The sequence below is a fragment of the Pseudomonas oryzihabitans NBRC 102199 genome, assembly GCF_000730625.1.
In the GTDB taxonomy this organism is placed as follows: Bacteria; Pseudomonadota; Gammaproteobacteria; order Pseudomonadales; family Pseudomonadaceae; genus Chryseomonas; species Chryseomonas oryzihabitans.
Genome location: NZ_BBIT01000014.1, coordinates 17,279 through 37,099, shown reverse-complemented (window position 1 = coordinate 37,099; position 19,821 = coordinate 17,279). Strand labels below are relative to the sequence as shown.

Genomic DNA, 19,821 nt, shown 5'->3' with positions numbered 1-19,821 from the left:
TTTCCTCCCTCCAGAGAGTTTTCCATGGCCTTCCTTCCGACCCGTCTCGCCCGTGCCTGCAGCCTCGCCCTTCTCGCCAGTTCGGCCGTCATGGCCGCGGAGCCGGCGCGCAACGTCATTCTCTTCATCCCCGATGGCCTGCGCGCCAACATCGTCGATGCCCAGACCGCGCCGAATCTGGCCCAGTTGCGCCGGGAGGGCGTGAATTTCCAGAACAGCCATTCGCTGTTCCCGACCTTCACCACGCCCAATGCCTCGGCCCTGGCCACCGGGCACTACCTGGGCGACACCGGGGATTTCAGTAACACCATCTACACCGGCTTCCCGGTGCCGGGCGCCAACAACAGCGTCACGCCCTTCCTGGAAAACGACGAGGTGCTGGGCGACGTCGACGAGCATTTCGCCGGCAACTACCTGGACGAGGAAACCCTGCTGGCCGCCGCGCGCCAGGCGGGCCTGTCCACCGCCGCCGTCGGCAAGCTCGGCCCGGTGGCCATCCAGGACGTGACCGCCCGCGACGGCGAAAAGACGGTGATCGTCGACGACTCCACCGGTCACCCCACCGGCATTCCCCTGAGCGCGGCCATGCAGGACGCCCTGAAACAGGCCGGTCTGCCGCTGGAAGCCCCGAGCCGGGGCGCCAACGGCAAGGCCGGCAACGCCACCACGCCCGGCACCCTGAGCGCCAACGTCGAGCAGCAGCGCTACTTCCTCGACGTCACCAACCAGGTGCTGCTGCCGCGCTTCAAGGCGAGCGGCAAGCCCTTCGTGCTGGTGTTCTGGTCGCGCGACCCCGACGGCACCCAGCACAACCAGGGCGACAGCCTGGGCAAGGTCACCCCGGGCATCAACGGCCCCACCAGCCTGGCCGCCATCCGCAACGTCGACGCCAACCTCGGCGCCCTGCGCGCCCGGCTCAAGGAGCTGGGCCTGGACGGCAACACCGACATCTTCGTCAGCGCCGACCACGGCTTCTCCACCATCTCCAAGGAGAGCAAGACCAGTCCGGCGGCCAAGGCCAGCTACCCCGACGTGCCTAAGGGGCAGCTGCCGCCCGGCTTCCTCGCCCTGGATCTCGCCGCCGCGCTGAAATTGCCGCTGCTCGATCCGGACGCCAAGGGCGCCGCGGTGGCGATGGACCAGGGCCAGCACCCGAGCAAGGCCAATGGCCTGATCGGCCCGGACGCGGCCAAGCCGGAGGTGGTGGTGGCGGCCAACGGCGGCTCGGACCTGGTCTATCTGCCGCAGGGCGATGCCAAGACGCTGGCGCCCAAGGTGGTCGCGGCGCTGCTCAAGCAGGATTACGTCAGCGGCCTGTTCGTCGACGACGACCTGGGCAAGATCCCCGGCACCCTGCCGCTCTCGGCGATCAACCTCAAGGGCTCGGCGCTCACCCCCTACCCCGCCATCGTGGTCAACTTCCGCTCCTATGACAGCGGCTGCGGCAAGCCCGACGTCTGCGCCGTCGAGGTGGCCGACACCGGGCTGCAGCAGGGCCAGGGCATGCACGGAAGCTTCAGCCGCGGCGACACCCACAACTTCATGGCGGCCATCGGCCCGGACTTCCGCAAGGGCTTCGTCGACCTGAGTCCGGTCAGCAACGCCGACGTCGGCCAGACCCTGGCGCACCTGCTGCACCTGGAGATCCCGGCCAAGGGGCAACTGGTCGGCCGGGTGATCGGCGAGAGTCTGGAAGGCGGCAAGCCGGTCAAGGCCAGCCACCGGGTGCAGCGCTCGGCACCGGCGGCGGGCGGGCTGGTCACCGAACTCAAGACCCAGAACGTCGGCGACACCCGCTACTTCGATGCGGCCGGCTTCAAGGGTCGCTCGGTCGGGCTGTGATCCGCGCCTAGAGGCTGAGGGTGCCGCGGATGCAGTCCTGCACCGCGCCACCCACCCAGATGCGGTCGGCGATGCGGGCTACCCGCACCCGGCCGCGCCGGCCGAGAACCGTGCCCTGACTGGCCAGATAGCGCTCCGGCGCCAGGCCCGCCGGGATCAGCCACTGCGCCAGGCTGGCGTTGAGGCTGCCGGTGACGGGGTCTTCGGCGAATTCCTCGCCCATCAGGGCGCGCACTTCGAATTGCGCCTCGGCCGCGCTGCCCGTCCAGGGGGCGATCAGGCCGACGTTGAGGCCTTCCAGGGCGGCATAGTCCGGGCGGAGCTCCAGCAATTCCTCGCGACTCTCAAGCAGCACCGCCACCCAGCCGGGGCCGTTGTCGGCCCACTGGCTGGCCTGGATGCGCTCAGGCGCCAGGCCGGTGCCCCGGGCGATGCGCGCCAGTATCTCGGGCTCCACCGCGCCGCCTCGCACCAGCGGCGGCGCGGCAAAGGCCAGCTCCTCCCCGGCGGCGCGGATCGGCACCAGGCCGGCGCCGCATTCCTGGATCACTTCGCCGCCCTTGGGCCGCCCGCCTTCGCGCAACCAGACATGGCAACTGCCCAGGGTCGGATGGCCGGCGAAGGGCAACTCGCGCTGCGGGGTGAAGATACGTACCCGGTAGTCCGCCGTCGGATCGGTGGGCTGCAGCAGGAAGGTGGTTTCCGACAGATTGGTCCAGCGCGCCAGGGCGGCCATCTGCTCGGTGGACAGCGCATCGGCGCCACAGACCACCGCCAGGGCATTGCCCTCCAGGGGGCGCTGGGCAAAGACATCGACCTGATGGAAGACGAGGGACATGGCGGCGGACTCCTTGGGCAAAGCACTGATTGTCCGCGGCCGGGCGCCGGTGGGGCCAGCCACAGCCGGGTCGCTAAATGGCCGTACAGACGGGCGTTGCGCGGGGTTTGCGTGGAAAACGCTGCGCGGTTTTCCACCCTACGGCATCGTCGCGGGGTTTGCCCTCACCCCAGCCCTCTCCCAGAGGGAGAGGGGGCGGATCCGCGCGGGGTCAGCGCCCTGCGTAGCGTGGACAACGGCGCAGCCTTGTCCACGAATCATCGCTCACCCGTAGGTTGGCACTGAGCGCAGCGAAGGCCAATGGGCACTAGCCACCCTCACCCCAGCCCTCTCCCAGAGGGAGAGGGGCGGTTCCGCGTGGGGTCAGCGCCCTGCGTAGCGTGGACAACGGCGCAGCCTTGTCCACGAATCATCGCTCACCCGTAGGTTGGCACTGAGCGCAGCGAAGCCCAACGTCCCCCCTCACCCCAGCCCTCTCCCCAAGGGAGAGGGGGCGGTTCCGCGCGGAGGGGTAGCGCCGTGCCGTAGCGTGGACAACGGCACAGCCTTGTCCACGAATCATCGCTCACCCGTAGGTTGGCACTGAGCGCAGCGAAGCCCAATGGGCACTAGCCACCCTCACCCCAACCCTCTCCCAGAGGGAGAGGGGGAAAAGCCGAGGCACCTCCGCCTCCTCACTCCACCGCCGGCCGCGCGAAGATGCGGGTCACCGCGTCCAGATGCGTGGCCATGGCCTGGCGGGCGGCTTCGGGATCGTGGGCTTCCAGGGCTTCGAGGATGGCCAGGTGCTCCTGCTGGGAGCGGTCGGGCATGTCTTCGGGGGTGTAGCGGCGCTGCAGCAGCTGGAACATGCTGCCGTAGCGATGGCCGAGCAGATGGCGTAGCAGCAGCGCATAGGCCGGATTGCCGCTGGCCTGGGCGATGCGGATATGGAACAGCCGGTCGCCGGGATGGGTGGTCGAGCCCAGGCGATTGTCCTCGACGTTGCGCCCATAGGCCGCGCGGATGCCGGCCAGTTCGCTCGCGCTGGCATGCCTTGCGGCCAGGGCGGCGGCCTCCGGCTCCACCAGGCGGCGCGCCTGCAGCAGGGCGAAGGGCGGGATCTCGGCGTCCAGGTCCAGCGCCAGGCTCAGCTCTGGATCCATCTCCGCCCACTGGCCGCGCCCGGCCAGCTCCAGCACCGGGGTGTCCGGCGGCGGCGGGGCGCTGGGCGCGCAGACCCGCACGCCGTCGCCGACGCGCACGTCCACCAGGCCGATCACCTCCAGGGCGATCAACGCCTCGCGTACCGAGGCACGACTCACCCCCAGCTGCTTGGCCAATTCGCGCTCGGCGGGCAGGCAACTGCCCTGCGGATATTCGCCGCCGTAGATGAGGGCGCGCAGCTGGTCGGCGATCTGCCGGTAAAGCCGTGGTTTTTCAATCACCTGAAGGGGCATGGCGGTCTCGTCTCATGCAGGTCGCGCAGTCTGCCGCGAAAAAATCCTTGCCTGAGAGCCTAGCAGGGTCTAAACAATAGGACCAATGGCCTGACCATTGACCGCTGGCGGTCAGGCGACTCACAACAATAATCAGCCAAGAGGTCTCCCGCATGAGTCATGCAGGCAAACGCGTCCTGGTCACCGCCGCCGGCCAGGGGATCGGCCGGGCCACCGCCCTCGCCTTCCATCGCGCCGGTGCCGAGGTCATCGCCACCGACATCAATGCCGCCGCCCTGGACAGCCTCGAAGGGCTGCGTACCCGGGTGCTCGACGTCACCGATGCGGCGGCGGTTACCGCCCTGGTCGCCGACCTGGGCAGCCTGGATGTCCTGTTCAACTGCGCCGGCTACGTCCACGCCGGCAGCATTCTCGATTGCGACGAAGACGCCTGGCGCTTCTCCTTCGAACTCAACGCCACCGCCATGTACCGCATGATCCGCGCCGTGCTGCCCGGCATGCTGGCCCAGGGCGGCGGCTGCATCATCAACATGGCCTCGATCGCCTCCAGCCTCAAGGGCGTGGCCAATCGCTGCGCCTATGGCGCCAGCAAGGCGGCGGTGATCGGCCTGACCAAGTCGGTGGCCGCCGACTATGTCGGCCAGGGCATCCGCTGCAACGCCATCTGCCCCGGCACCGTGGATTCCCCCTCGCTGCACCAGCGCATCGCCGACCAGGCCGCCCGCGAAGGCCGCAGTGAAGCCGAGGTGCAGGCCGCCTTCGCCGCCCGCCAGCCGATGGGTCGCGTGGGTCGGCCGGAGGAGATCGCCGCCCTCGCCCTGTATCTTGCCTCCGACGCCGCCGCCTTCGTCACCGGGACCGCCCAGGTGATCGATGGTGGCTGGAGCGTCTGACGCCGTTTTTCGTCCGCACCCTTTTCCCCTCATAGGAGCTCCGATGAAACTCTTGCGCTACGGCCCCCAGGGCCAGGAAAAACCCGGTCTGCTGGATGCCCAGGGTCGGCTTCGCGATCTCTCCGGTCAGGTGGCCGATCTCGCTGGCGAGGCGCTCGGCGCCGAATCCCTGGCCCGGCTGCGTCAGCTGGACCCGGACAGCCTGCCACTGGTGGACGGCACCCCGCGCCTGGGCCCCTGCGTGGGCCGGGTCGGCAAGTTCATCTGCATCGGCCTCAACTACGCCGACCACGCCGCCGAATCCGGCCTGGACGTGCCCAAGGAGCCGGTGGTGTTCAACAAGTGGACCAGCGCCATCTGCGGGCCCAACGACGCCGTGCAGATCCCCCGCGACTCGACCAAGACCGACTGGGAAGTGGAGCTGGGCGTGGTGATCGGCAAGGCCGGGCGCTACATCGACGAAGCCAACGCCCTGGATCACGTGGCCGGCTATTGCGTGGTCAACGACGTCTCCGAGCGCGAGTGGCAACTCGAACGCGGCGGCACCTGGGACAAGGGCAAGGGCTTCGACACCTTCGGCCCGCTCGGCCCCTGGCTGGTGACCGCCGACGAGGTGGCCGATCCGCAGAACCTCGACCTCTGGCTGGAAGTGGACGGCCACCGCTACCAGAACGGCAACACCCGCACCATGATCTTCACGGTGGCCCAGATCATCGCCTACCTCAGCCGCTGCATGAGTCTGCAACCGGGTGACGTCATCTCCACCGGCACGCCGCCGGGCGTGGGCATGGGCGTCAAGCCGCAGTCGGTGTACCTCAAGCCCGGCCAGGAAATGCGCCTGGGCATCCAGGGCCTGGGCGAGCAGCACCAGCGCACCGTCGCCGCCGACTAGGGCAAGCCACCCCCACCCAAACCTAGCAAACCCCCGTGCCCGCTTTTCATCGAGCGGGCACGGGGCCGGGTTCGCTCAGCCCGTGAAAACCCTCGAGGACAGCGCCATGCCAACAACAATTACCGGCCTGCAGATCGAAGACATCCGCTTTCCCACCAGCCAGGCGCTGGATGGCTCCGATGCCATGAATCCGGATCCGGACTACTCCGCCGCCTACGTCATCCTGCAGACCGACCAGCCGGGGCTGGAGGGTCACGGCCTCACCTTCACCATCGGCCGCGGCAACGAGATCTGCTGCGCCGCCCTGCGCGCCCTGGAGCCGCGGGTGCAAGGCCTGACCCTGGAATGGATCCAGGAAGACCCGGGCCGCTTCTGGCGCCACATCACCGGCGACAGCCAGCTGCGCTGGATCGGCCCGGACAAGGGCGCCATCCACCTGGCCACCGGCGCGGTGGTCAACGCCGCCTGGGACCTCTGGGCGCGCGCCGTGGGCAAGCCGGTCTGGCGCCTGGTGGCGGAGATGAGTCCCGAAGAGCTGGTGCGCTGCATCGACTTCCGCTACCTCACCGACTGCATCACCCCCGAGGAAGCCCTGGCCCTGCTGCGCCAGCGCGCCGAGGGCAAGGCCGAGCGCCTGCAGCGCCTCGAAGCCGAGGGCTATCCCTGCTACACCACCTCGGCCGGCTGGCTCGGCTATCCCGACGACAAGCTGCGCCGCCTCTGCCAGGAGGCCATCGACGCCGGCTTCTCCCACATCAAGCTCAAGGTCGGTCGCGATCTCGCCGACGACATCCGCCGGGTGCGCATCGCCCGCGAGGTGATCGGCCCCGAGCGCCACCTGATGATCGACGCCAACCAGGTATGGGAAGTCGGCGAGGCCATCGATTGGGTGCGCGAGCTGGCCTTCGCCCAGCCCTGGTTCATCGAGGAACCCACCAGCCCCGACGACGTGGAGGGTCATCGCGCCATCCGCGAGGCGGTGGCACCGGTCAAGGTGGCCACCGGTGAGATGTGCCAGAACCGCATCCTCTTCAAGCAATTCATCATGCGCGGCGGCCTGGACGTGGTGCAGCTCGATGCCTGCCGCCTGGGCGGCCTCAACGAGGTGCTGGCGGTGCAGCTGATGGCCGCCAAGTACGACCTGCCGGTCTGCCCCCATGCCGGCGGCGTGGGCCTCTGCGAATATGTGCAGCACCTGGCGATGATCGACTACCTCTGCGTCGCCGGCACCCACGAGGGCCGGGTGGTGGAATACGTCGATCACCTCCACGAACACTTCGAGGACCCCTGCCGGGTGCGCGGCGCCGCCTATCTCGCGCCCCAGGCGCCAGGGTTCTCCATCGCCATCAAGGCCGCCTCCCGGGCGCGCTATCGCAATGCCGGAGGGCAGCCGTCATGAGCCCGCGCCTGGATGCCCACCAGCACTTCTGGCGCTATCGGCCGGCCGAATTCGCCTGGATCGACGGGCGCATGGCCGGGCTGCAACGCGATCACCTGCCCGCCGATCTGCAACCACACCTGCAGCGGGCCGGTTTCGACGGCTGCATCGCCGTCCAGGCGCGCACCCTGGAAGAGGAGACGGACTTTCTGCTCGACCTCGCCGCCCAGACGCCCTGGGTGCAGGCGGTGGTCGGCTGGACCGACCTGCGCGCCGCCGACCTGGTGGCGCGCCTGGAACGGCGCCAGGGCAGTCGTCACCTGCGCGGCTTCCGCCATCCGGTGCAGGACGAGGCCGATCCCGGCGCCTGGCTGGCCGATGCCGCCGCCAACCGGGGCGTCGCCACCCTGCAGCGGCACGGCTATCTCTATGAACTGCTGATCCACGCCGAGACCCTGCCCGCCGCCACCGCCTTCGCCGCGCGCCATGACCACGGCGTGCTGGTGCTGGACCACCTGGGCAAGCCACCGGGCCGGGTCGCGCCCGCCGACTACGCTCGGCTGCTGGCGCCCCTGGCGCGGCTGCCCCATGTGCATTGCAAGCTGTCCGGACTGGTCACCGAGGCCGACTGGCAGGGCTGGCAGGCGGAGCAATTGCTTCCCTATGCCCGTATCGCCCTGGAGGCCTTCGGGCCGGAGCGCCTGCTGTTCGGCTCGGACTGGCCGGTCTGCACCCTGGCCGCCAGCTACGCCGAGGTGGTCGACCTGGCCGAGCAGGCATTGCTGGAGCTCACGACGGGTGAACGCGCCGCGGTCTTTGGCGGCAACGCGGCCCGGCTCTATGGTCTGGGCACCCAGCCACGGGAGGCAGTGGCATGAATCTGCACCTGACCGACAAGGTGTTCCTGGTCAGCGGCGGCGGCTCCGGCATCGGCGCCGCCATCTCCCTGGCCCTGGCGGCCGAGGCCGCCATCCCGGTGATCCTCGCCCGCGAGCCGCTGGCAGCCGACTTCGCCGCGCAACTGGCCGAACGGCAGCCCAGGGCTCGGGCCTTCACCGTGGAGCTGTGCGACGAAGCCGCCTGCGAGCGGACCGTGGCCGCCGTGCAGGATGCCTATGGGCGCATCGATGGACTGGTCAACAACGCCGGAGTCAACGATGGCGTCAGTCTCAGCGCCGGTCGCGCCGCCTTCGTCGCCTCCCTGGAACGCAACCTGGTGCACTACTACCACCTGGCGCATCTCTGCCTGCCGGCATTGCGCGCCAGCACCGGCGCTATCGTCAACATCGCTTCCAAGACCGCCCTCTCCGGCCAGGGCGACACCAGCGGCTACACCGCGGCCAAGGGCGGCGTGCTGGCCCTGACCCGCGAGTGGGCCGCCTCGCTGCTGGACGACGGCATCCGCGTCAACGCGGTGATCCCCGCCGAGGTCATGACCCCGCTCTACGAACGCTGGCTGCAGGGCTTTCCCGACCCCGCCGCCAAACTCGCCGCTATCACCGCGCGCATCCCCCTCGGCCGCCGCATGACCACCCCGGAGGAGATCGCCGACACCGTGGCCTTCCTGCTCTCGCCACGCTCCAGCCATACCACCGGCCAATGGCTGAGCGTGGATGGCGGCTATCTGCATCTGGATCGGGCGTTGACGTGAGGGAATGAGGCGGAGGAGCAGGAAGGCGCCCTCACCCCAGCCCTCTCCCGGACGGAGAGGGGGTGGTATTGTGATGGCGGCAGGGTTTAGCGTTAGCCGAGATCATCGATACGTGGAAAACGCTGCGCGGTTTTCCACCCTACCCATCCACCGTAGGTTGGCGAGAGCAAGCTCCCCTAGGGTGGACAACGGCGCAGCCTTGTCCACGCGGCAGGCACCGCTAGCGCTTCGGACTCAACGGGCTGTCGTCCAGGTCCTCGCGCTCTTCGGTGGTGGTAGTATTCGCCGAATCCGGCACGTCGCCGTATTCGTCGTAGTCGTGGGGGGTCTGCTTATCATCCGCAGGTTCGGGATTCATGGGGTACTCCGCTCGTAGAGGCACCCTTGGTGGAGTCCGCCGGCCCCGGCGGCGTTCCCGCTAGACTAGCGCCACCAGACGTTCGGCGACCCGGTCGAAGGGTTCGATGCTGCGCTGGGCGCGGCACAGCGGGATCACCCCCTGCACCGCCGCCACCAGCAGCGTGGCCAATCCCGCTGCCGCCTCCGGCGCATGACCATGCTCGACCAGCGCCACCTGCAGCCGAGCCTCCCAGCGGCGATAGATGCCCGCCGCCGCGTCCAACTCGCGCTGGGCGATCTCGTCCACCGGTTCTTCCACCGCCACCGCCATCACCGGGCAGCCGACGCGAAAGTCCGAGTCCAGCAGGATGTCGCGCCAGAGTCGCAAGAAGCCCTGGATTCCCGCCAGGGCCCCGGCCTGCAGCTGGCGCTCCAGATCGCGACTGACCTGGGCGCCGGCCAGCTCCACCGCCTCCACCACCAGCTGGTGCTTGCCACCGGGGAAGTGATGATAGGTGGACCCCAGCGGCGCCTCGGCGCGCTTGATGGTCTCGCGGATGCTGGTGGCATTGAGGCCGTGCTGCGCCAGCATGGCCGAAGCCGCCACCACCACCCGTTCCCGCACCGTCGACTGCTCGGTCATCCATTCTCCTTGCTATGACAGCTGTCATAATCTACCGTCCAGGCATTATAACAACTGTCATAGGGACCACCCCATGCCCAGCGACGCCCTCGTTGAGGAGCTGATCACCGCGGACGGTTATCGCCTCAGCACCAGTCGCTATCCCGCCCAGGGACCGCTGCAGGGACGGCTGATCGTCGCCGGCGCCACCGCCGTGCCCCAGGGCTTCTATCGACGTTTCGCCCAGCACGCCGCGGCCCGTGGCTTCGAGACCCTGACCTTCGATTACCGTGGCATCGGCCGTTCGGCGCCGGCCTCGCTCAAGGGCTTTCGCATGGACCTGCTGGACTGGGCGCGCCAGGACCTCGCCGCCGCCGTGGACAGCATGGCCCGGGGCGACGTCCCCCTCTACCTGGTCGGCCACTCCTATGGCGGCCATGCCTTCGGCCTGCTGCCCAACCACGCCAAGGTGGCCGGCTTCTATGTCTTCGGCACCAGCGCCGGCTGGTACGGCTACATGCCGCCGCTGGAAAGACTCAAGGTGCTGACCATGTGGAAACTGGTTCTGCCGGTGCTGACCTGGTGGAAGGGCTACTGCCCCTGGAGCGCCCTGGGCCTGGGCGAAGACCTGCCGCGCGATGTCTATCGCCAGTGGCGCCACTGGTGCAGCTATCCCCACTACTTCTTCGACGACCCGGCCATGCGGGGCATCGAAGCCGGCTACGCCGCGGTGCGCACCCCCATCGTCGCGGTCAACGCCCTGGACGATCTCTGGGCCACCCCGCAATCGCGCGATGCCTTCATGCAGGCCTATCGCAACGTCGACCTCCAGCGCGAAGACCTCGACCCCCGCCAGCACGGCGGCGCCATTGGCCACATGGGTTATTTCCGCGCCAGCGCCCAGCCGCTGTGGGATAGGGCGTTGGATTGGTTCGCTGCCCTGCCTCGGATGCCCGCGCCGAACTAGATTCCAAGCGAGCCGCCGGCTCGATCACCTGTCACTTTGCCAAAAGCTTGCCATCGTTTCGAACACCCGGTGGTCGGCCGCATGCCCGGCCATATAAACGTGTTGCTGGCCGAAGCCGAGATGCCCTACGGCCAGGTGTTCGAGATGGACGACATCACCTCCGAGTTTGGCCAGGCCGACGGGGTGCTGGTGCTCCGCGCCAAGGATGTGGTCAACCCGGCTGCCAACAACGACCCCAAGTCGCCCATCGCCGGCATGCCTATCTTCGATAGCCTTCAAGGCCAAGACGAACATCGTCAACAAGAGATCCGTGGCCAGCGGCTATGTGGGTCTCGGCAACGAACTCTTCTACCTGGACAATACCCTGATGGTCTTTGGCGACGCCAAGAAGGTCATCGAGGAGACGGTCAAGGCGGTGGATTAAGTCGGAGCCCCTCGCGACCGCTTGAGTGGTCGCGAGGGATTTTCCTTGGCGCTCCATAAGACATACGTTTCTCTTTCGAAGCCTCCAGGCTTACGCACTCAACGCAAGGTTGTTCACGCAAGGATCAGCATCGCTCCTTCGACCGATTGCGCCTTCAGCCTTATCAGTCAGATTATTTCTCAGCGCCTCACCTATCCCCTACCCCCCAATCGAACGCTCACGCTCCGGGCTCTCCCGCCCCTCACAAGGACCGTCCCCATGCAAACCTCCCGCTCCCTCATGGTCGCGTTACTGCTAGCCAACACCGGTGCCGCCTGGGCCGCGTCCAATACGGCCAACGTCCAGCAGAACGGCGGCTTCAATGTAGTGAACCTGAACCAGGGCAGCGATTTGTCGGCGCGCAACCAGGCGGATATCCAGCAGAGCGGCAGCTTTCTCAATGCCCAGGTCACCCAGCAGAACGATGCCGACGACCACGTGCGGGTGGTGCAGACCAATGCCAGGAGCGCGATCGAGGTCAATCAGGTCTGGGGATCGCAGCGCCTGGTGGATATCGAGCAGCGCGATGGCGGCTATGACCGGGTGCAGGTCGATCAGGGACCGGGTAGCGGCAACGCGACGGTGGTGCGGCAGAGCGGCTTGCGGCAGGACACCTATGTCCATCAGGACGGCGGCTATCACCGGATCGACATCGAGCAGGACAGCTACGCCGCGGGCCAGAACACCCTGACGGTCCGCCAGGATGGACTCAACGGCAAGCTGGACCTGGCTCAGCACGGTGACCGCCAGGACCTGCAGGTGACCAGCTTCGGCCTGCGCAACGAGGCCTGGGTGAGTCAGAACGGCGAGGACTCGACCACCATCGTCGAACAGCGCGGCAATGACAACTATGTCGGCCTCAAGCAAGGCGGCGAGCGGGTGGATTCCAAGGTGGTGCAGGAGGGCAACGGCAACGATGCCCGGGTCCGGCACTCCAGCAGCTACTCGCGACCCAGTACCGTCGATATCGCCCAGCGCGGCGATCTGAACCGCGCGGACGTGAATGTCTATGGCGTGGGCAGCAAGCTGACCCTGGCGCAGACAGGTAACGGCAATGGCGCCTCTGCCACCGTCTCCGGCGAGGGTAATCAGCTGGATCTGGCGTCCAACGGCGACGCCAATGGCATCACTGCCTATTACCTGGGCAACGACGGCCAGCTGAAGGTCGATCAGCAGGGCGACAATCTTGGGGTGACGGCCTACGTGACCGGTAATGCCTCCAGCATCACCGTCGCCCAGAGCGGCAGCCAGCACACCGCCGACCTCACCCAGAGCACCGCGGGCAATGCCATCAACCTGACCCAGAGCGGCTTTTCCAACCACGCCGTCATCAGCCAGTAGCCAGGCATCAGCGGGGCCCCTCCGGCAGCCGCCGAGGGCCCCGCCGCCACTCTCGCTCAATCTTTGCCCCACGCGGCCGTTATCCTTGAGATGTACCTTTCAAGGAGTCCGCGATGTTCAGCACGCTGTCGGTGAATGGCATCGGCCACGGTATCTTGCGCGCGCCCACGCTCCGGCTGGGTGGCACGACGGCCAAGCCCACCGCCGAGGAAGAGGCAGCCAAGGTCGAGCAATCCAAGAAGCCCAAGGGGATCGGCAAGCCCAATCCGCTGAACCAGATCAAGGACCAGGCCGAAGCCGACGCTGCCCCTGCCAGCGAGAAGGGCAGCACCGGCAACAAGACCCTGGATACCCTGCAGAAGGCCATCGACATGGCCAAGCGGCAACTGGAGCTGGCGCAGAAGCAATTGCGCGCGGTGGAAGCCCGGAGCAAGGGCGGCAGCCAGGCCGAGCAGGAAGCCAGCCAGGCTGCGCGCGAAGCCGCCCAGGCCAATGTCGCCGCCGCCAGCCAAGCCCTGACGACGGCCTATGCCGCCTATACCGAAGCCCTGAAGAAAGCCGGCGAAAGCACTGGCGGAGTGAGCGCCAAGGCGTGATGCTGGCCCCCTGACCCGACCGGCTGGACTACCCTCGGATGCCTGTCACGATCTGGAGGGCGTATTCGCATGGCAACCAAACTCAAGGGCAAGACCGCCCTGGTCACCGGCGCGGCCCAGGGCATAGGCGCCGCTATCGCTCGGGCTTTCGTGGCGGAAGGCGCCTTCGTCTATGTCACCGACCTGAACGACGAGCTGGGCCACGCCGTCGCGGCCGAGCTGGGCGACCGGGCGCGCTATCTACATCTGGATGTGCGTGACGAAAGTCAATGGCAGCGGGTGACCGGGCAGATCCTCGGGGAGCGCGGTCGGCTCGACGTGCTGGTGAACAACGCCGGGATCACCGGCTTCGAGCAGGGCGTGGTGGCCCAGGATCCGGAACACGCTCGGCTCGAAGACTGGCAGGCGGTGCATCGCACCAATCTCGATGGAGTCTTTCTCGGCTGCAAGCATGGCATCCGCGCCATGCGTCCGGCGGGGGCTGGCTCCATCATCAATATTTCGTCGCGTTCCGGGCTGGTGGGTATCCCCGGCGCGGCGGCCTATGCCTCGTCCAAGGCGGCGGTGCGCAATCACAGCAAGACGGTGGCGCTCTATTGCGCGGAACAGGGCCTCGCCATCCGCTGCAATTCGATCCACCCCGCCGCCATCCTCACGCCGATGTGGGAGCCCATGCTGGGCGACGGCCCGGATCGCGCGGCGCGCATGGCGGCGCTGGTGCGGGACACGCCGCTGCGGCGCTTTGGTCGCTCCGAGGAGGTGGCGGCCGTGGCGCTGCTGCTGGCGTCCGATGAAGCCGCCTACATGACCGGCAGCGAGCTGAATCTGGATGGCGGCCTGCTGGCCGGTTCGGCGGTGACGCCCGCGGTGATCGAATAGCCCTACCCCTTCACCCTGAAGCTCAGCCGCAACTCGGTTCCGCGCTCGCCGGCGCGGGACCATTGGGCGTGGGCGCCGATCTGGCCGGCGAGGCCCTCGATCAGCTTCATGCCGGTGCCCGAGCCGGGCTTGCGGGCGGAGGTCTGCAATGGCAGGCCCTTGCCGTCGTCCTGGATGCGCACGCGCCAGGTGTCGTCCTCGGCGAGGTCGATGTCCACCGCCAGCAGGCCGCCCTCGCCCTCGAAGGCATACTTGAGGCTGTTGGAGGCGAATTCGGTGAGGATCATGCCCAGGGGCACGGCGGTGTCCGGGTCCAGGTCGACGTCGGCGATGTTGATCTGCAGCCGCACCTGGCCGGAGTGCTCCTGGTGCAGGTGGCAGAGATTCTCCAGCAGCTGCATGACGAAGGGCCGCAGCCGCAGTTGCTGGGCGGTGTTGGCCGCATAGAGCTGCTCGTGGACCAGGCGCAGGGCGTCGATGCGCGCGCCGATGCCCTGCAGCTCCTGGCGGGCCTCGTCGGACTGAGCCGCGCGGGATCTCAGCCAGACCAAGCCGGCGATGATGGCGATGTGGTTCTTGATGCGGTGCTGCATCTCCTGCATCAGCCGGGTGTTGGCCTGCAGGGCGTCGTTGAGGTCGCTGCTCTTGAGCAGGCGGTCGATGACCGGGCCGAGGATGGTGGCGTAGGTGCGCAGGAATTCCACGTCTTCTTCGCCGAAGTCCCGCGGCTCGCGCGCATCGACCTGCAACAGGCCATAGGGCCGGCCGCCGGGCAGGAAGATCGGCACGTTCACCAGCGCCTGGACGCCGTGCTCGCGCAGGAAGTCGGCCAGGTCGAAGCGCTCTTCCTGGTGGATGTTCGGGGTGATGACCGGGCGGCTGACCTTGATCGAATAGGCTTCGGAGGAGCGCTCGCCGAGGGACACCTTGGCCTGGCCCACCACCCCGGGTTTCCAGCCGACCCCGGCGCGGACCAGCGCCTGGTGCTCGCCGCGCTCGATCTCCAGCACCTTGGACAGCTCGGTGCCGAGGGCATCGCCCACCAGGTGGCAGGCGCGCATGAGGATCTCGTCCAGGTCCTCGCAGCGCAGCGCGAAGTCGCCAAAGTCCGCCAGCAGCTTTTGCCGCTGGGTAAGGGCCTGGACCCGCTGTTCATCGTTCATCGAAGGCTTTCCTTCTAGCATGAGCAAGGCACCGGGATAACGGCGTCAGCGAGCGCTGACCCGGGCCATCCGCCGTCGCTAGTCGTCCGGATATATCTCGTCCGCGGTGATGGCCGGCAGGCTGCCGATGGCGCGTAATTCGTTGATGGCGTCGCGGATCACCTCGTAGAGCAGCGCGGTGTTGCGCACCAGGGTCTGGTTGAGCACGCGCGACACCCGCGCCGGCCGGGCGGGATCGATGAGGGTGATCAGGAGGTTGTCACCCTGGGACTGGATCTCGTGCTTGATGGGCGGGTCCAGCGCCGCCAACTGGCTTTTCAGTGCTTGCATGCCGTCTATCCACAGAAGGTCGTTTCTGAATAGTCGGACTGGAAACAACGATCGGGCGTTCAGTGCGTCGAGGGTGACGCACCGAACGGCTGGCGCAGCGCCTCAGAGGGGCGCGTCTTCCTCGCGATAGATCCGCATTCCACGCGCCTGGTAGTTGGCCAGCGCGGCGGGATGATCCAGGGTGCAGGTATGCACCCAGACGCGCTCGGTGCCGGGCCACTCCCAGGCGGAACGGAGTGCATGGCTCAGCAACGGACCGCCGAAGCCCAGGCCCATGAAGGCGCCGGCCAGGCCGAAGTAGCGGATCTCGACGTTGCGGCCGTCCGGGCGGTACAGCTCGTAGTAACCGGCGATAGCGCCGCGGTGATAGGCGACCCAGGTGCGGTGCCCGTCCTGCTCCACCAGCGCGCGCCACTGGGCGTCGCTCCAGCCGTTCAGATCGCTCCAGTCCCAGGCCTGGCCGACCAGGGCATAGAGAAAGCGATTGAATTCGGGTTGCGGCACCTCGCACTCGACGATCTGCAGGTCGGGCCGTGGCGGCTTCTCGCGCAACTCGGTCGAAGCCGTCATTTCGAGGTAGAAGGTGGTGCAGGTCCGGTCCATCGCCAAGACTCCCTGGAAAAGGTCAGACCCGATTGTGACCAGAGCGACAGGGGTGGTGCCAGTCTGATTGCGACGCTCGCGGAAAGCGGATCGCCGCAGGTGTCGTGGCTACCCGGCTACCGCGGCCCCGGCGGCCCGACCGCGCCAGGCCAGCGCCAGGGTCATCAGCAGGCCCAGGGCGGCCATGCCGGCGCCGGCCAGGGAGATCGCCGGATAGCCGAGACCGGCGTCGATCACCGCGCCGCCCAGGGCCGCACCGAGGGCATTGCCCAGGTTGAAGGCGCCGATGTTGACCGCCGAAGCCAGGTTGGGGGCGTCCTTGGCGGCTTCCATCACGCGCATCTGCAGCGGCGGCACCAGGGCGAAGCTGGCGATGCCCCAGACGAGGATGGCCACGGCAGCCGCCAACGGCCAGCGCATCAGCACGCTGAAGGCCAGCAGCACCACGATGAGCACGCCCAGGGAGGCGATCAGGGTGCGGTCGATGGATTTGTCCGCCGCCTTGCCGCCCCAGAGATTGCCCAGGGTCAGGCCAACGCCGAACAGCACCAGCATGGCGGTAATGAAGGCCGTGGAGCCATGGGTCTCGCGGGCGAGGATCGGCGCGATATAGGTGAAGACGGTGAACATGGCACCGGAGCCGACCACGGTCAGACCCAGGGCGGCCAGCACCGGCGGGCGACCCAGCACGCGGATCTCGGCCAGTACCCCGTCGCTCGGCGGCAGGGCCACGTTGGGCAGGGCGAACCAGAGCGCGGCCATGGTCAGCAGGCCGAGTCCGGCGATGCCCCAGAAGGCCTGGCGCCAGCCGAGCAATTCGCCGAACCAGGTGGCCAGGGGCACCCCGCCGATGGTCGCCAGGGTCAGGCCCATGAACATGGCGGCGACCGCCCCGGCGCGCTTGTCCGGGGCGACCACGCTGGCCGCCACCAGGGCGCCGACGCCAAAGAAGGCGCCATGGTTGAGCGAGGTCACCACCCGGGCGATCAGCAGGCTGGTGTAGTCGGTCGCCAGCGCCGACATCAGGTTACCGAGGGTGAAGATGGCCATCAGGCCGATCAGCAGATGACGGCGCGGAATGCGGCCGGTGGTCAGGGTCATCAGGGGCGCGCCGATCAGTACGCCCAGGGCATAGGCGCTGATCAAGAGACCCGCCGCCGGAATGGACACGCCAAGATCGGCGGCGATGCCCGGCAGCATGCCCATGGGCGCGAATTCGGTGACGCCGATGCCGAAGGCACCGGTGGCCAGGGCCAGCAGGGGTGGATTGATACGCATGGGAAAGGCTCCTTATCTATGCTGCGAATGCTAAGCTCCCCGCTCAAGCGCCGGTAGACGGCGGTTTTGGCATGCACCTTTGCCCTGGAGTCACAAGTGGATCTGAATGGTCGCTCGGGAGAGATGGCGGTATTCGCCCAGGTGGTGGAGGCCGGCAGCCTGTCCGCCGCCGCCAGAGCCCTGCGCCTGACGCCTTCGGCGGTGAGTCGCTCCATCGCCCGTACCGAGCAGCGCCTCGGCACGCGACTGCTGTTGCGCACCACCCGGGCCATCACCCTCACGGTCGAGGGCGAGGCCTATCTGCGCGCGGCGCGACGGATCCTGGCGGACCTCGCCGAGGTGGAAGACGCCATCGCCGACCAGGGCGTACCGCGTGGGCGCCTGCGCGTCAGCGCCGCCCTCGGCCATGGCCGCATGACCATGGTGCCGCTGGTGGCGGCCTTCAGCGCCCGCTATCCGGACATCGTCGTGGACCTTGCGCTGGGCGACGAGGTGGTGGACATCCTCGCCGGCCAGGCCGACGTGGCGATCCGCTTCGGCCAGCTGGCCGACAGCCCCCTGAGCGCCCGCCCCATCGGCGTCACCGGGCAGGTGGTGGTGGCCTCGCCGGCCTATCTCGCCCGCCACGGCACACCCCAGGTGCCGGAAGACCTGCTCGAGCACAATTGCCTGAGATTCAACTTTCGCCGCGCCCTGCCCGACTGGCCCTTCGTCCGTGATGGCCAGGCCTTCGCCTTGAAGATCAGCGGCAACATCGAGTGCAACAGCGGCGAGGCCCTGGCGCTGCTGGCCCGCGAAGGCGCCGGGATCGCCCGCATCGGGAAATTCAGCGTGGCCGAGGACCTGCGCAGCGGCGCCCTGGTGCCTTTGCTGGAGGCCTGGAATCCGGGCGATCTGGAGCCCATCCACGCGGTCTTCGTCGGCGGCTCGACCATGCCGGCGCGGGTACGGGTGTTCGTGGATTTCCTGGTGGAGCGGCTGGGCCACTGAGGCCCTCAGGCAAAGCGCCCGTCACTCTTGAAACGCTCCGTGGCTTCGATCAGGGCACTGGTGGTGCCGGGCTCCGTGGGCGCATGGCCGGCGTCGTTGACGATCTTGAGCACCGAGCCGGGCCAGGCCTTGTGCAGCCGGTAGGCAGAATTGGGTGTGGCGATCATGTCGTGACCGCCCTGGACCAGGTAGCAGGGCAGTTGGCGGATGGGCGCCAGGCCCTGGATCAACTGGTCTTCTTCGAGAAACAGCTGATGCTTGAAGTACCAGGCGTCGAGCACGGCCATGCCCAGGGTGGTCTGCTCATCGGCGGCCTGAGCCTCCACGCCTTCCGGATCGTGGCGCAGCAGGGAACAGCTGGCTGAATAACGTACCCAGGCCCGGGCGGCCTCCAGGCGCGCCTGCGGGTCTGCGCCGAGCAGACGTTCGAGGTAGGCGTCCAAGGCGGCATCGCGCCGCTCTTCCGGAATCCAGCTGACGAAATCTTCGTAGGCACGGGGGAAGAAGCGCCGCATGCCGTGCAGGTACCAGTGCACCTCGTCGGCGGTGCCGAGAAAGATGCCGCGCAGCAGGAAACCCAGGCAGCGCTCGGGGTGGGCCTCGCCATAGGCCAGCGCCAGGGTGGTGCCCCAGGAGCCGGCGGTGAGCAGCCAGCGCTCGATACCCAGGTGCTCGCGCAACCGTTCGAGGTCATCGATGAGGTGCTGGGTGGTGTTGTCGCGGGTTTCGGCCAGGGGGGTGGATCTCAGGGCGCCGCGCTGATCGAACAGCACGATGCGGTAGTGGTCCGGATCCCAGAAGCGCCTCTTGCTGGGCTCGGCCCCTTCGCCGGGTCCACCGTGCAGGTAGACCACCGGCACGCCCCGGGGATTGCCGCATTCCTCCCAGTAGAGTTCGTGCAACGCGCTCACCCGCAGCCGACCGCTGCGGTTGGGCTGCTCGATTTCCGGAAAGAGCTGGTAGGTGACGGCGCAGGGTGCATCCATGGTCGTTTCTCAGGTGGGCTTCGAGGTAGCTGAGCCAGCGCCGGCCGCCCGAGTTCCAGTCGAAGCGGCGCCGCAAAACGGCTGCCCGCCGCACCCGTGCCGGGCTGCACGCCAAGCGCCGGTGGGCTTGCGGGGCTCAAGGCGGGCCCTTCGATAAAACCCCTCGCGCCGCGCCTGCGGCGCGGCCCGTTGGTCGGAACGGGACTGCCGCGCGCCCTAGGGAACTCCAGCCGGCATCCCCGCCCTAATCCCCCACGCCTGCACTCGTGGCGCCCCTTCGCTGACTCGAAACGTTGCATTCGTTCGCTTCGCTGGCCTTGGGCGCCCGCTG

General features: G+C 68.1%; 20 protein-coding genes and 1 pseudogene. 12 read left to right on the top strand and 9 right to left on the bottom strand.

Annotated elements, in window-relative coordinates; all coding sequences use genetic code 11:
• The first annotated feature begins 24 nt into the window (after positions 1-24).
• Entirely contained in the window at positions 25-1,842 is a 1,818-nt protein-coding gene (locus POR01S_RS15910; RefSeq protein ID WP_027600114.1) for an alkaline phosphatase family protein, read from the top strand.
• Positions 1,843-1,849: 7 nt separating this feature from the next.
• Here the strand turns inward: POR01S_RS15910 and POR01S_RS15905 are convergent, their stop codons facing one another.
• On the bottom strand, positions 1,850-2,680 hold the full coding sequence (locus POR01S_RS15905; protein ID WP_042136997.1) for a PhzF family phenazine biosynthesis protein: 831 nt from the start codon (positions 2,678-2,680) through the stop codon (positions 1,850-1,852).
• Positions 2,681-3,354: 674 nt separating this feature from the next.
• On the bottom strand, positions 3,355-4,119 hold the full coding sequence (locus tag POR01S_RS15900) for a FadR/GntR family transcriptional regulator (protein WP_042136995.1): 765 nt from the start codon (positions 4,117-4,119) through the stop codon (positions 3,355-3,357).
• 152 nt (positions 4,120-4,271) lie between these two features.
• Here POR01S_RS15900 and POR01S_RS15895 point away from each other — a divergent pair, with 152 nt between their 5' ends.
• The 5 genes from POR01S_RS15895 (at position 4,272) to POR01S_RS15875 (ending at position 8,933) form a co-directional block, all read left to right on the top strand.
• Positions 4,272-5,012, top strand: a complete 741-nt coding sequence (locus tag POR01S_RS15895; RefSeq protein WP_007160714.1) for an SDR family oxidoreductase — start codon at positions 4,272-4,274, stop codon at positions 5,010-5,012.
• A gap of 43 nt (positions 5,013-5,055) precedes the next feature.
• Entirely contained in the window at positions 5,056-5,904 is an 849-nt protein-coding gene (locus POR01S_RS15890) for an ureidoglycolate lyase (protein ID WP_042136993.1), read from the top strand.
• 106 nt (positions 5,905-6,010) lie between these two features.
• The gene (locus POR01S_RS15885; RefSeq protein ID WP_042136990.1) at positions 6,011-7,303 is read left to right on the top strand and encodes an L-fuconate dehydratase; all 1,293 of its coding nucleotides are present in this window, start codon (positions 6,011-6,013) and stop codon (positions 7,301-7,303) included.
• Positions 7,300-8,160: an amidohydrolase family protein gene (locus POR01S_RS15880; RefSeq protein ID WP_042136988.1), complete on the top strand. Its 861-nt coding sequence runs from the start codon at positions 7,300-7,302 to the stop codon at positions 8,158-8,160. The genes POR01S_RS15885 and POR01S_RS15880 overlap by 4 nt, the downstream gene beginning before the upstream one ends.
• Positions 8,157-8,933, top strand: a complete 777-nt coding sequence (locus POR01S_RS15875; protein WP_042136986.1) for an L-fucose dehydrogenase — start codon at positions 8,157-8,159, stop codon at positions 8,931-8,933. Before POR01S_RS15880 ends, POR01S_RS15875 begins: the two co-directional genes overlap by 4 nt.
• Before the next feature lie 220 nt (positions 8,934-9,153).
• On the opposite strand, the gene POR01S_RS23855 is transcribed toward POR01S_RS15875, so the two are convergent.
• Together POR01S_RS23855 and POR01S_RS15870 are read right to left on the bottom strand one after the other, a co-directional pair.
• Positions 9,154-9,291: a hypothetical protein gene (locus POR01S_RS23855; protein WP_169742428.1), complete on the bottom strand. Its 138-nt coding sequence runs from the start codon at positions 9,289-9,291 to the stop codon at positions 9,154-9,156.
• A gap of 60 nt (positions 9,292-9,351) precedes the next feature.
• The gene (locus POR01S_RS15870) at positions 9,352-9,915 is read right to left on the bottom strand and encodes a TetR/AcrR family transcriptional regulator (RefSeq protein WP_027600910.1); all 564 of its coding nucleotides are present in this window, start codon (positions 9,913-9,915) and stop codon (positions 9,352-9,354) included.
• Between the two features lie 73 nt (positions 9,916-9,988).
• Here POR01S_RS15870 and POR01S_RS15865 point away from each other — a divergent pair, with 73 nt between their 5' ends.
• The 5 genes and pseudogenes from POR01S_RS15865 (at position 9,989) to POR01S_RS15845 (ending at position 14,140) form a co-directional block, all read left to right on the top strand.
• Complete coding sequence (locus POR01S_RS15865) at positions 9,989-10,861, top strand: alpha/beta hydrolase family protein (RefSeq protein ID WP_042136984.1); 873 nt, start codon at positions 9,989-9,991, stop codon at positions 10,859-10,861.
• Positions 10,862-10,924: 63 nt separating this feature from the next.
• A pseudogene (locus POR01S_RS23440) lies at positions 10,925-11,285 on the top strand (NAD(P)(+) transhydrogenase (Re/Si-specific) subunit beta); the annotation flags it as partial.
• 258 nt (positions 11,286-11,543) lie between these two features.
• Positions 11,544-12,665, top strand: coding sequence for a PPE repeat-containing protein (locus POR01S_RS15855; RefSeq protein WP_042136979.1), 1,122 nt, complete (start codon positions 11,544-11,546; stop codon positions 12,663-12,665).
• 113 nt (positions 12,666-12,778) lie between these two features.
• Complete coding sequence (locus tag POR01S_RS15850; protein ID WP_042136978.1) at positions 12,779-13,261, top strand: hypothetical protein; 483 nt, start codon at positions 12,779-12,781, stop codon at positions 13,259-13,261.
• Between the two features lie 69 nt (positions 13,262-13,330).
• Complete coding sequence (locus tag POR01S_RS15845; protein ID WP_042136975.1) at positions 13,331-14,140, top strand: glucose 1-dehydrogenase; 810 nt, start codon at positions 13,331-13,333, stop codon at positions 14,138-14,140.
• 2 nt (positions 14,141-14,142) lie between these two features.
• Here POR01S_RS15845 and POR01S_RS15840 read toward each other — a convergent pair whose 3' ends face one another.
• From POR01S_RS15840 to POR01S_RS15825, 4 genes are all read right to left on the bottom strand, one after another.
• Positions 14,143-15,303 carry a sensor histidine kinase gene (locus tag POR01S_RS15840; protein WP_042136973.1) on the bottom strand — a complete coding sequence of 387 codons (1,161 nt, stop codon included), beginning with the start codon at positions 15,301-15,303 and terminating at the stop codon, positions 14,143-14,145.
• Positions 15,304-15,381: 78 nt separating this feature from the next.
• Positions 15,382-15,633 carry a hypothetical protein gene (locus POR01S_RS15835; protein WP_042136971.1) on the bottom strand — a complete coding sequence of 84 codons (252 nt, stop codon included), beginning with the start codon at positions 15,631-15,633 and terminating at the stop codon, positions 15,382-15,384.
• A 102-nt stretch (positions 15,634-15,735) separates the two neighbouring features.
• A complete protein-coding gene (locus tag POR01S_RS15830; protein ID WP_027600915.1) occupies positions 15,736-16,236 on the bottom strand; it encodes a GNAT family N-acetyltransferase in 501 nt (166 codons plus the stop codon).
• Positions 16,237-16,344: 108 nt separating this feature from the next.
• Positions 16,345-17,514, bottom strand: a complete 1,170-nt coding sequence (locus tag POR01S_RS15825) for an MFS transporter (RefSeq protein ID WP_027600916.1) — start codon at positions 17,512-17,514, stop codon at positions 16,345-16,347.
• A 96-nt stretch (positions 17,515-17,610) separates the two neighbouring features.
• On the opposite strand from POR01S_RS15825, the gene POR01S_RS15820 reads away from it, so the two are divergent.
• Positions 17,611-18,504, top strand: coding sequence for a LysR family transcriptional regulator (locus tag POR01S_RS15820; protein ID WP_081875225.1), 894 nt, complete (start codon positions 17,611-17,613; stop codon positions 18,502-18,504).
• Positions 18,505-18,509: 5 nt separating this feature from the next.
• On the opposite strand, the gene pip is transcribed toward POR01S_RS15820, so the two are convergent.
• Positions 18,510-19,490 (bottom strand): prolyl aminopeptidase, encoded by a 981-nt coding sequence (pip, locus tag POR01S_RS15815; protein ID WP_042136967.1) that lies wholly within the window; start codon positions 19,488-19,490, stop codon positions 18,510-18,512.
• Between the last annotated feature and the right edge of the window lie 331 nt (positions 19,491-19,821).

Excerpts from the sequence above, each read along its gene's own strand:
- POR01S_RS15900 (WP_042136995.1), bottom strand. The coding sequence starts at position 4,119 with ATGCCCCTTCAGGTGATTGAAAAACCACGGCTTTACCGGCAGATCGCC.
- POR01S_RS15845 (WP_042136975.1), top strand. The coding sequence starts at position 13,331 with ATGGCAACCAAACTCAAGGGCAAGACCGCCCTGGTCACCGGCGCGGCC.
- pip (WP_042136967.1), bottom strand. The coding sequence starts at position 19,490 with ATGGATGCACCCTGCGCCGTCACCTACCAGCTCTTTCCGGAAATCGAG.
- POR01S_RS15825 (WP_027600916.1), bottom strand. The coding sequence starts at position 17,514 with ATGCGTATCAATCCACCCCTGCTGGCCCTGGCCACCGGTGCCTTCGGC.
- POR01S_RS23855 (WP_169742428.1), bottom strand. The coding sequence starts at position 9,291 with ATGAATCCCGAACCTGCGGATGATAAGCAGACCCCCCACGACTACGAC.
- POR01S_RS15905 (WP_042136997.1), bottom strand. The coding sequence starts at position 2,680 with ATGTCCCTCGTCTTCCATCAGGTCGATGTCTTTGCCCAGCGCCCCCTG.
- POR01S_RS15830 (WP_027600915.1), bottom strand. The coding sequence starts at position 16,236 with ATGGACCGGACCTGCACCACCTTCTACCTCGAAATGACGGCTTCGACC.
- POR01S_RS15890 (WP_042136993.1), top strand. The coding sequence starts at position 5,056 with ATGAAACTCTTGCGCTACGGCCCCCAGGGCCAGGAAAAACCCGGTCTG.
- POR01S_RS15835 (WP_042136971.1), bottom strand. The coding sequence starts at position 15,633 with ATGCAAGCACTGAAAAGCCAGTTGGCGGCGCTGGACCCGCCCATCAAG.
- POR01S_RS15885 (WP_042136990.1), top strand. The coding sequence starts at position 6,011 with ATGCCAACAACAATTACCGGCCTGCAGATCGAAGACATCCGCTTTCCC.
- POR01S_RS15880 (WP_042136988.1), top strand. The coding sequence starts at position 7,300 with ATGAGCCCGCGCCTGGATGCCCACCAGCACTTCTGGCGCTATCGGCCG.
- POR01S_RS15840 (WP_042136973.1), bottom strand. The coding sequence starts at position 15,303 with ATGAACGATGAACAGCGGGTCCAGGCCCTTACCCAGCGGCAAAAGCTG.
- POR01S_RS15875 (WP_042136986.1), top strand. The coding sequence starts at position 8,157 with ATGAATCTGCACCTGACCGACAAGGTGTTCCTGGTCAGCGGCGGCGGC.
- POR01S_RS15910 (WP_027600114.1), top strand. The coding sequence starts at position 25 with ATGGCCTTCCTTCCGACCCGTCTCGCCCGTGCCTGCAGCCTCGCCCTT.
- POR01S_RS15855 (WP_042136979.1), top strand. The coding sequence starts at position 11,544 with ATGCAAACCTCCCGCTCCCTCATGGTCGCGTTACTGCTAGCCAACACC.
- POR01S_RS15870 (WP_027600910.1), bottom strand. The coding sequence starts at position 9,915 with ATGACCGAGCAGTCGACGGTGCGGGAACGGGTGGTGGTGGCGGCTTCG.
- POR01S_RS15895 (WP_007160714.1), top strand. The coding sequence starts at position 4,272 with ATGAGTCATGCAGGCAAACGCGTCCTGGTCACCGCCGCCGGCCAGGGG.
- POR01S_RS15865 (WP_042136984.1), top strand. The coding sequence starts at position 9,989 with ATGCCCAGCGACGCCCTCGTTGAGGAGCTGATCACCGCGGACGGTTAT.
- POR01S_RS15850 (WP_042136978.1), top strand. The coding sequence starts at position 12,779 with ATGTTCAGCACGCTGTCGGTGAATGGCATCGGCCACGGTATCTTGCGC.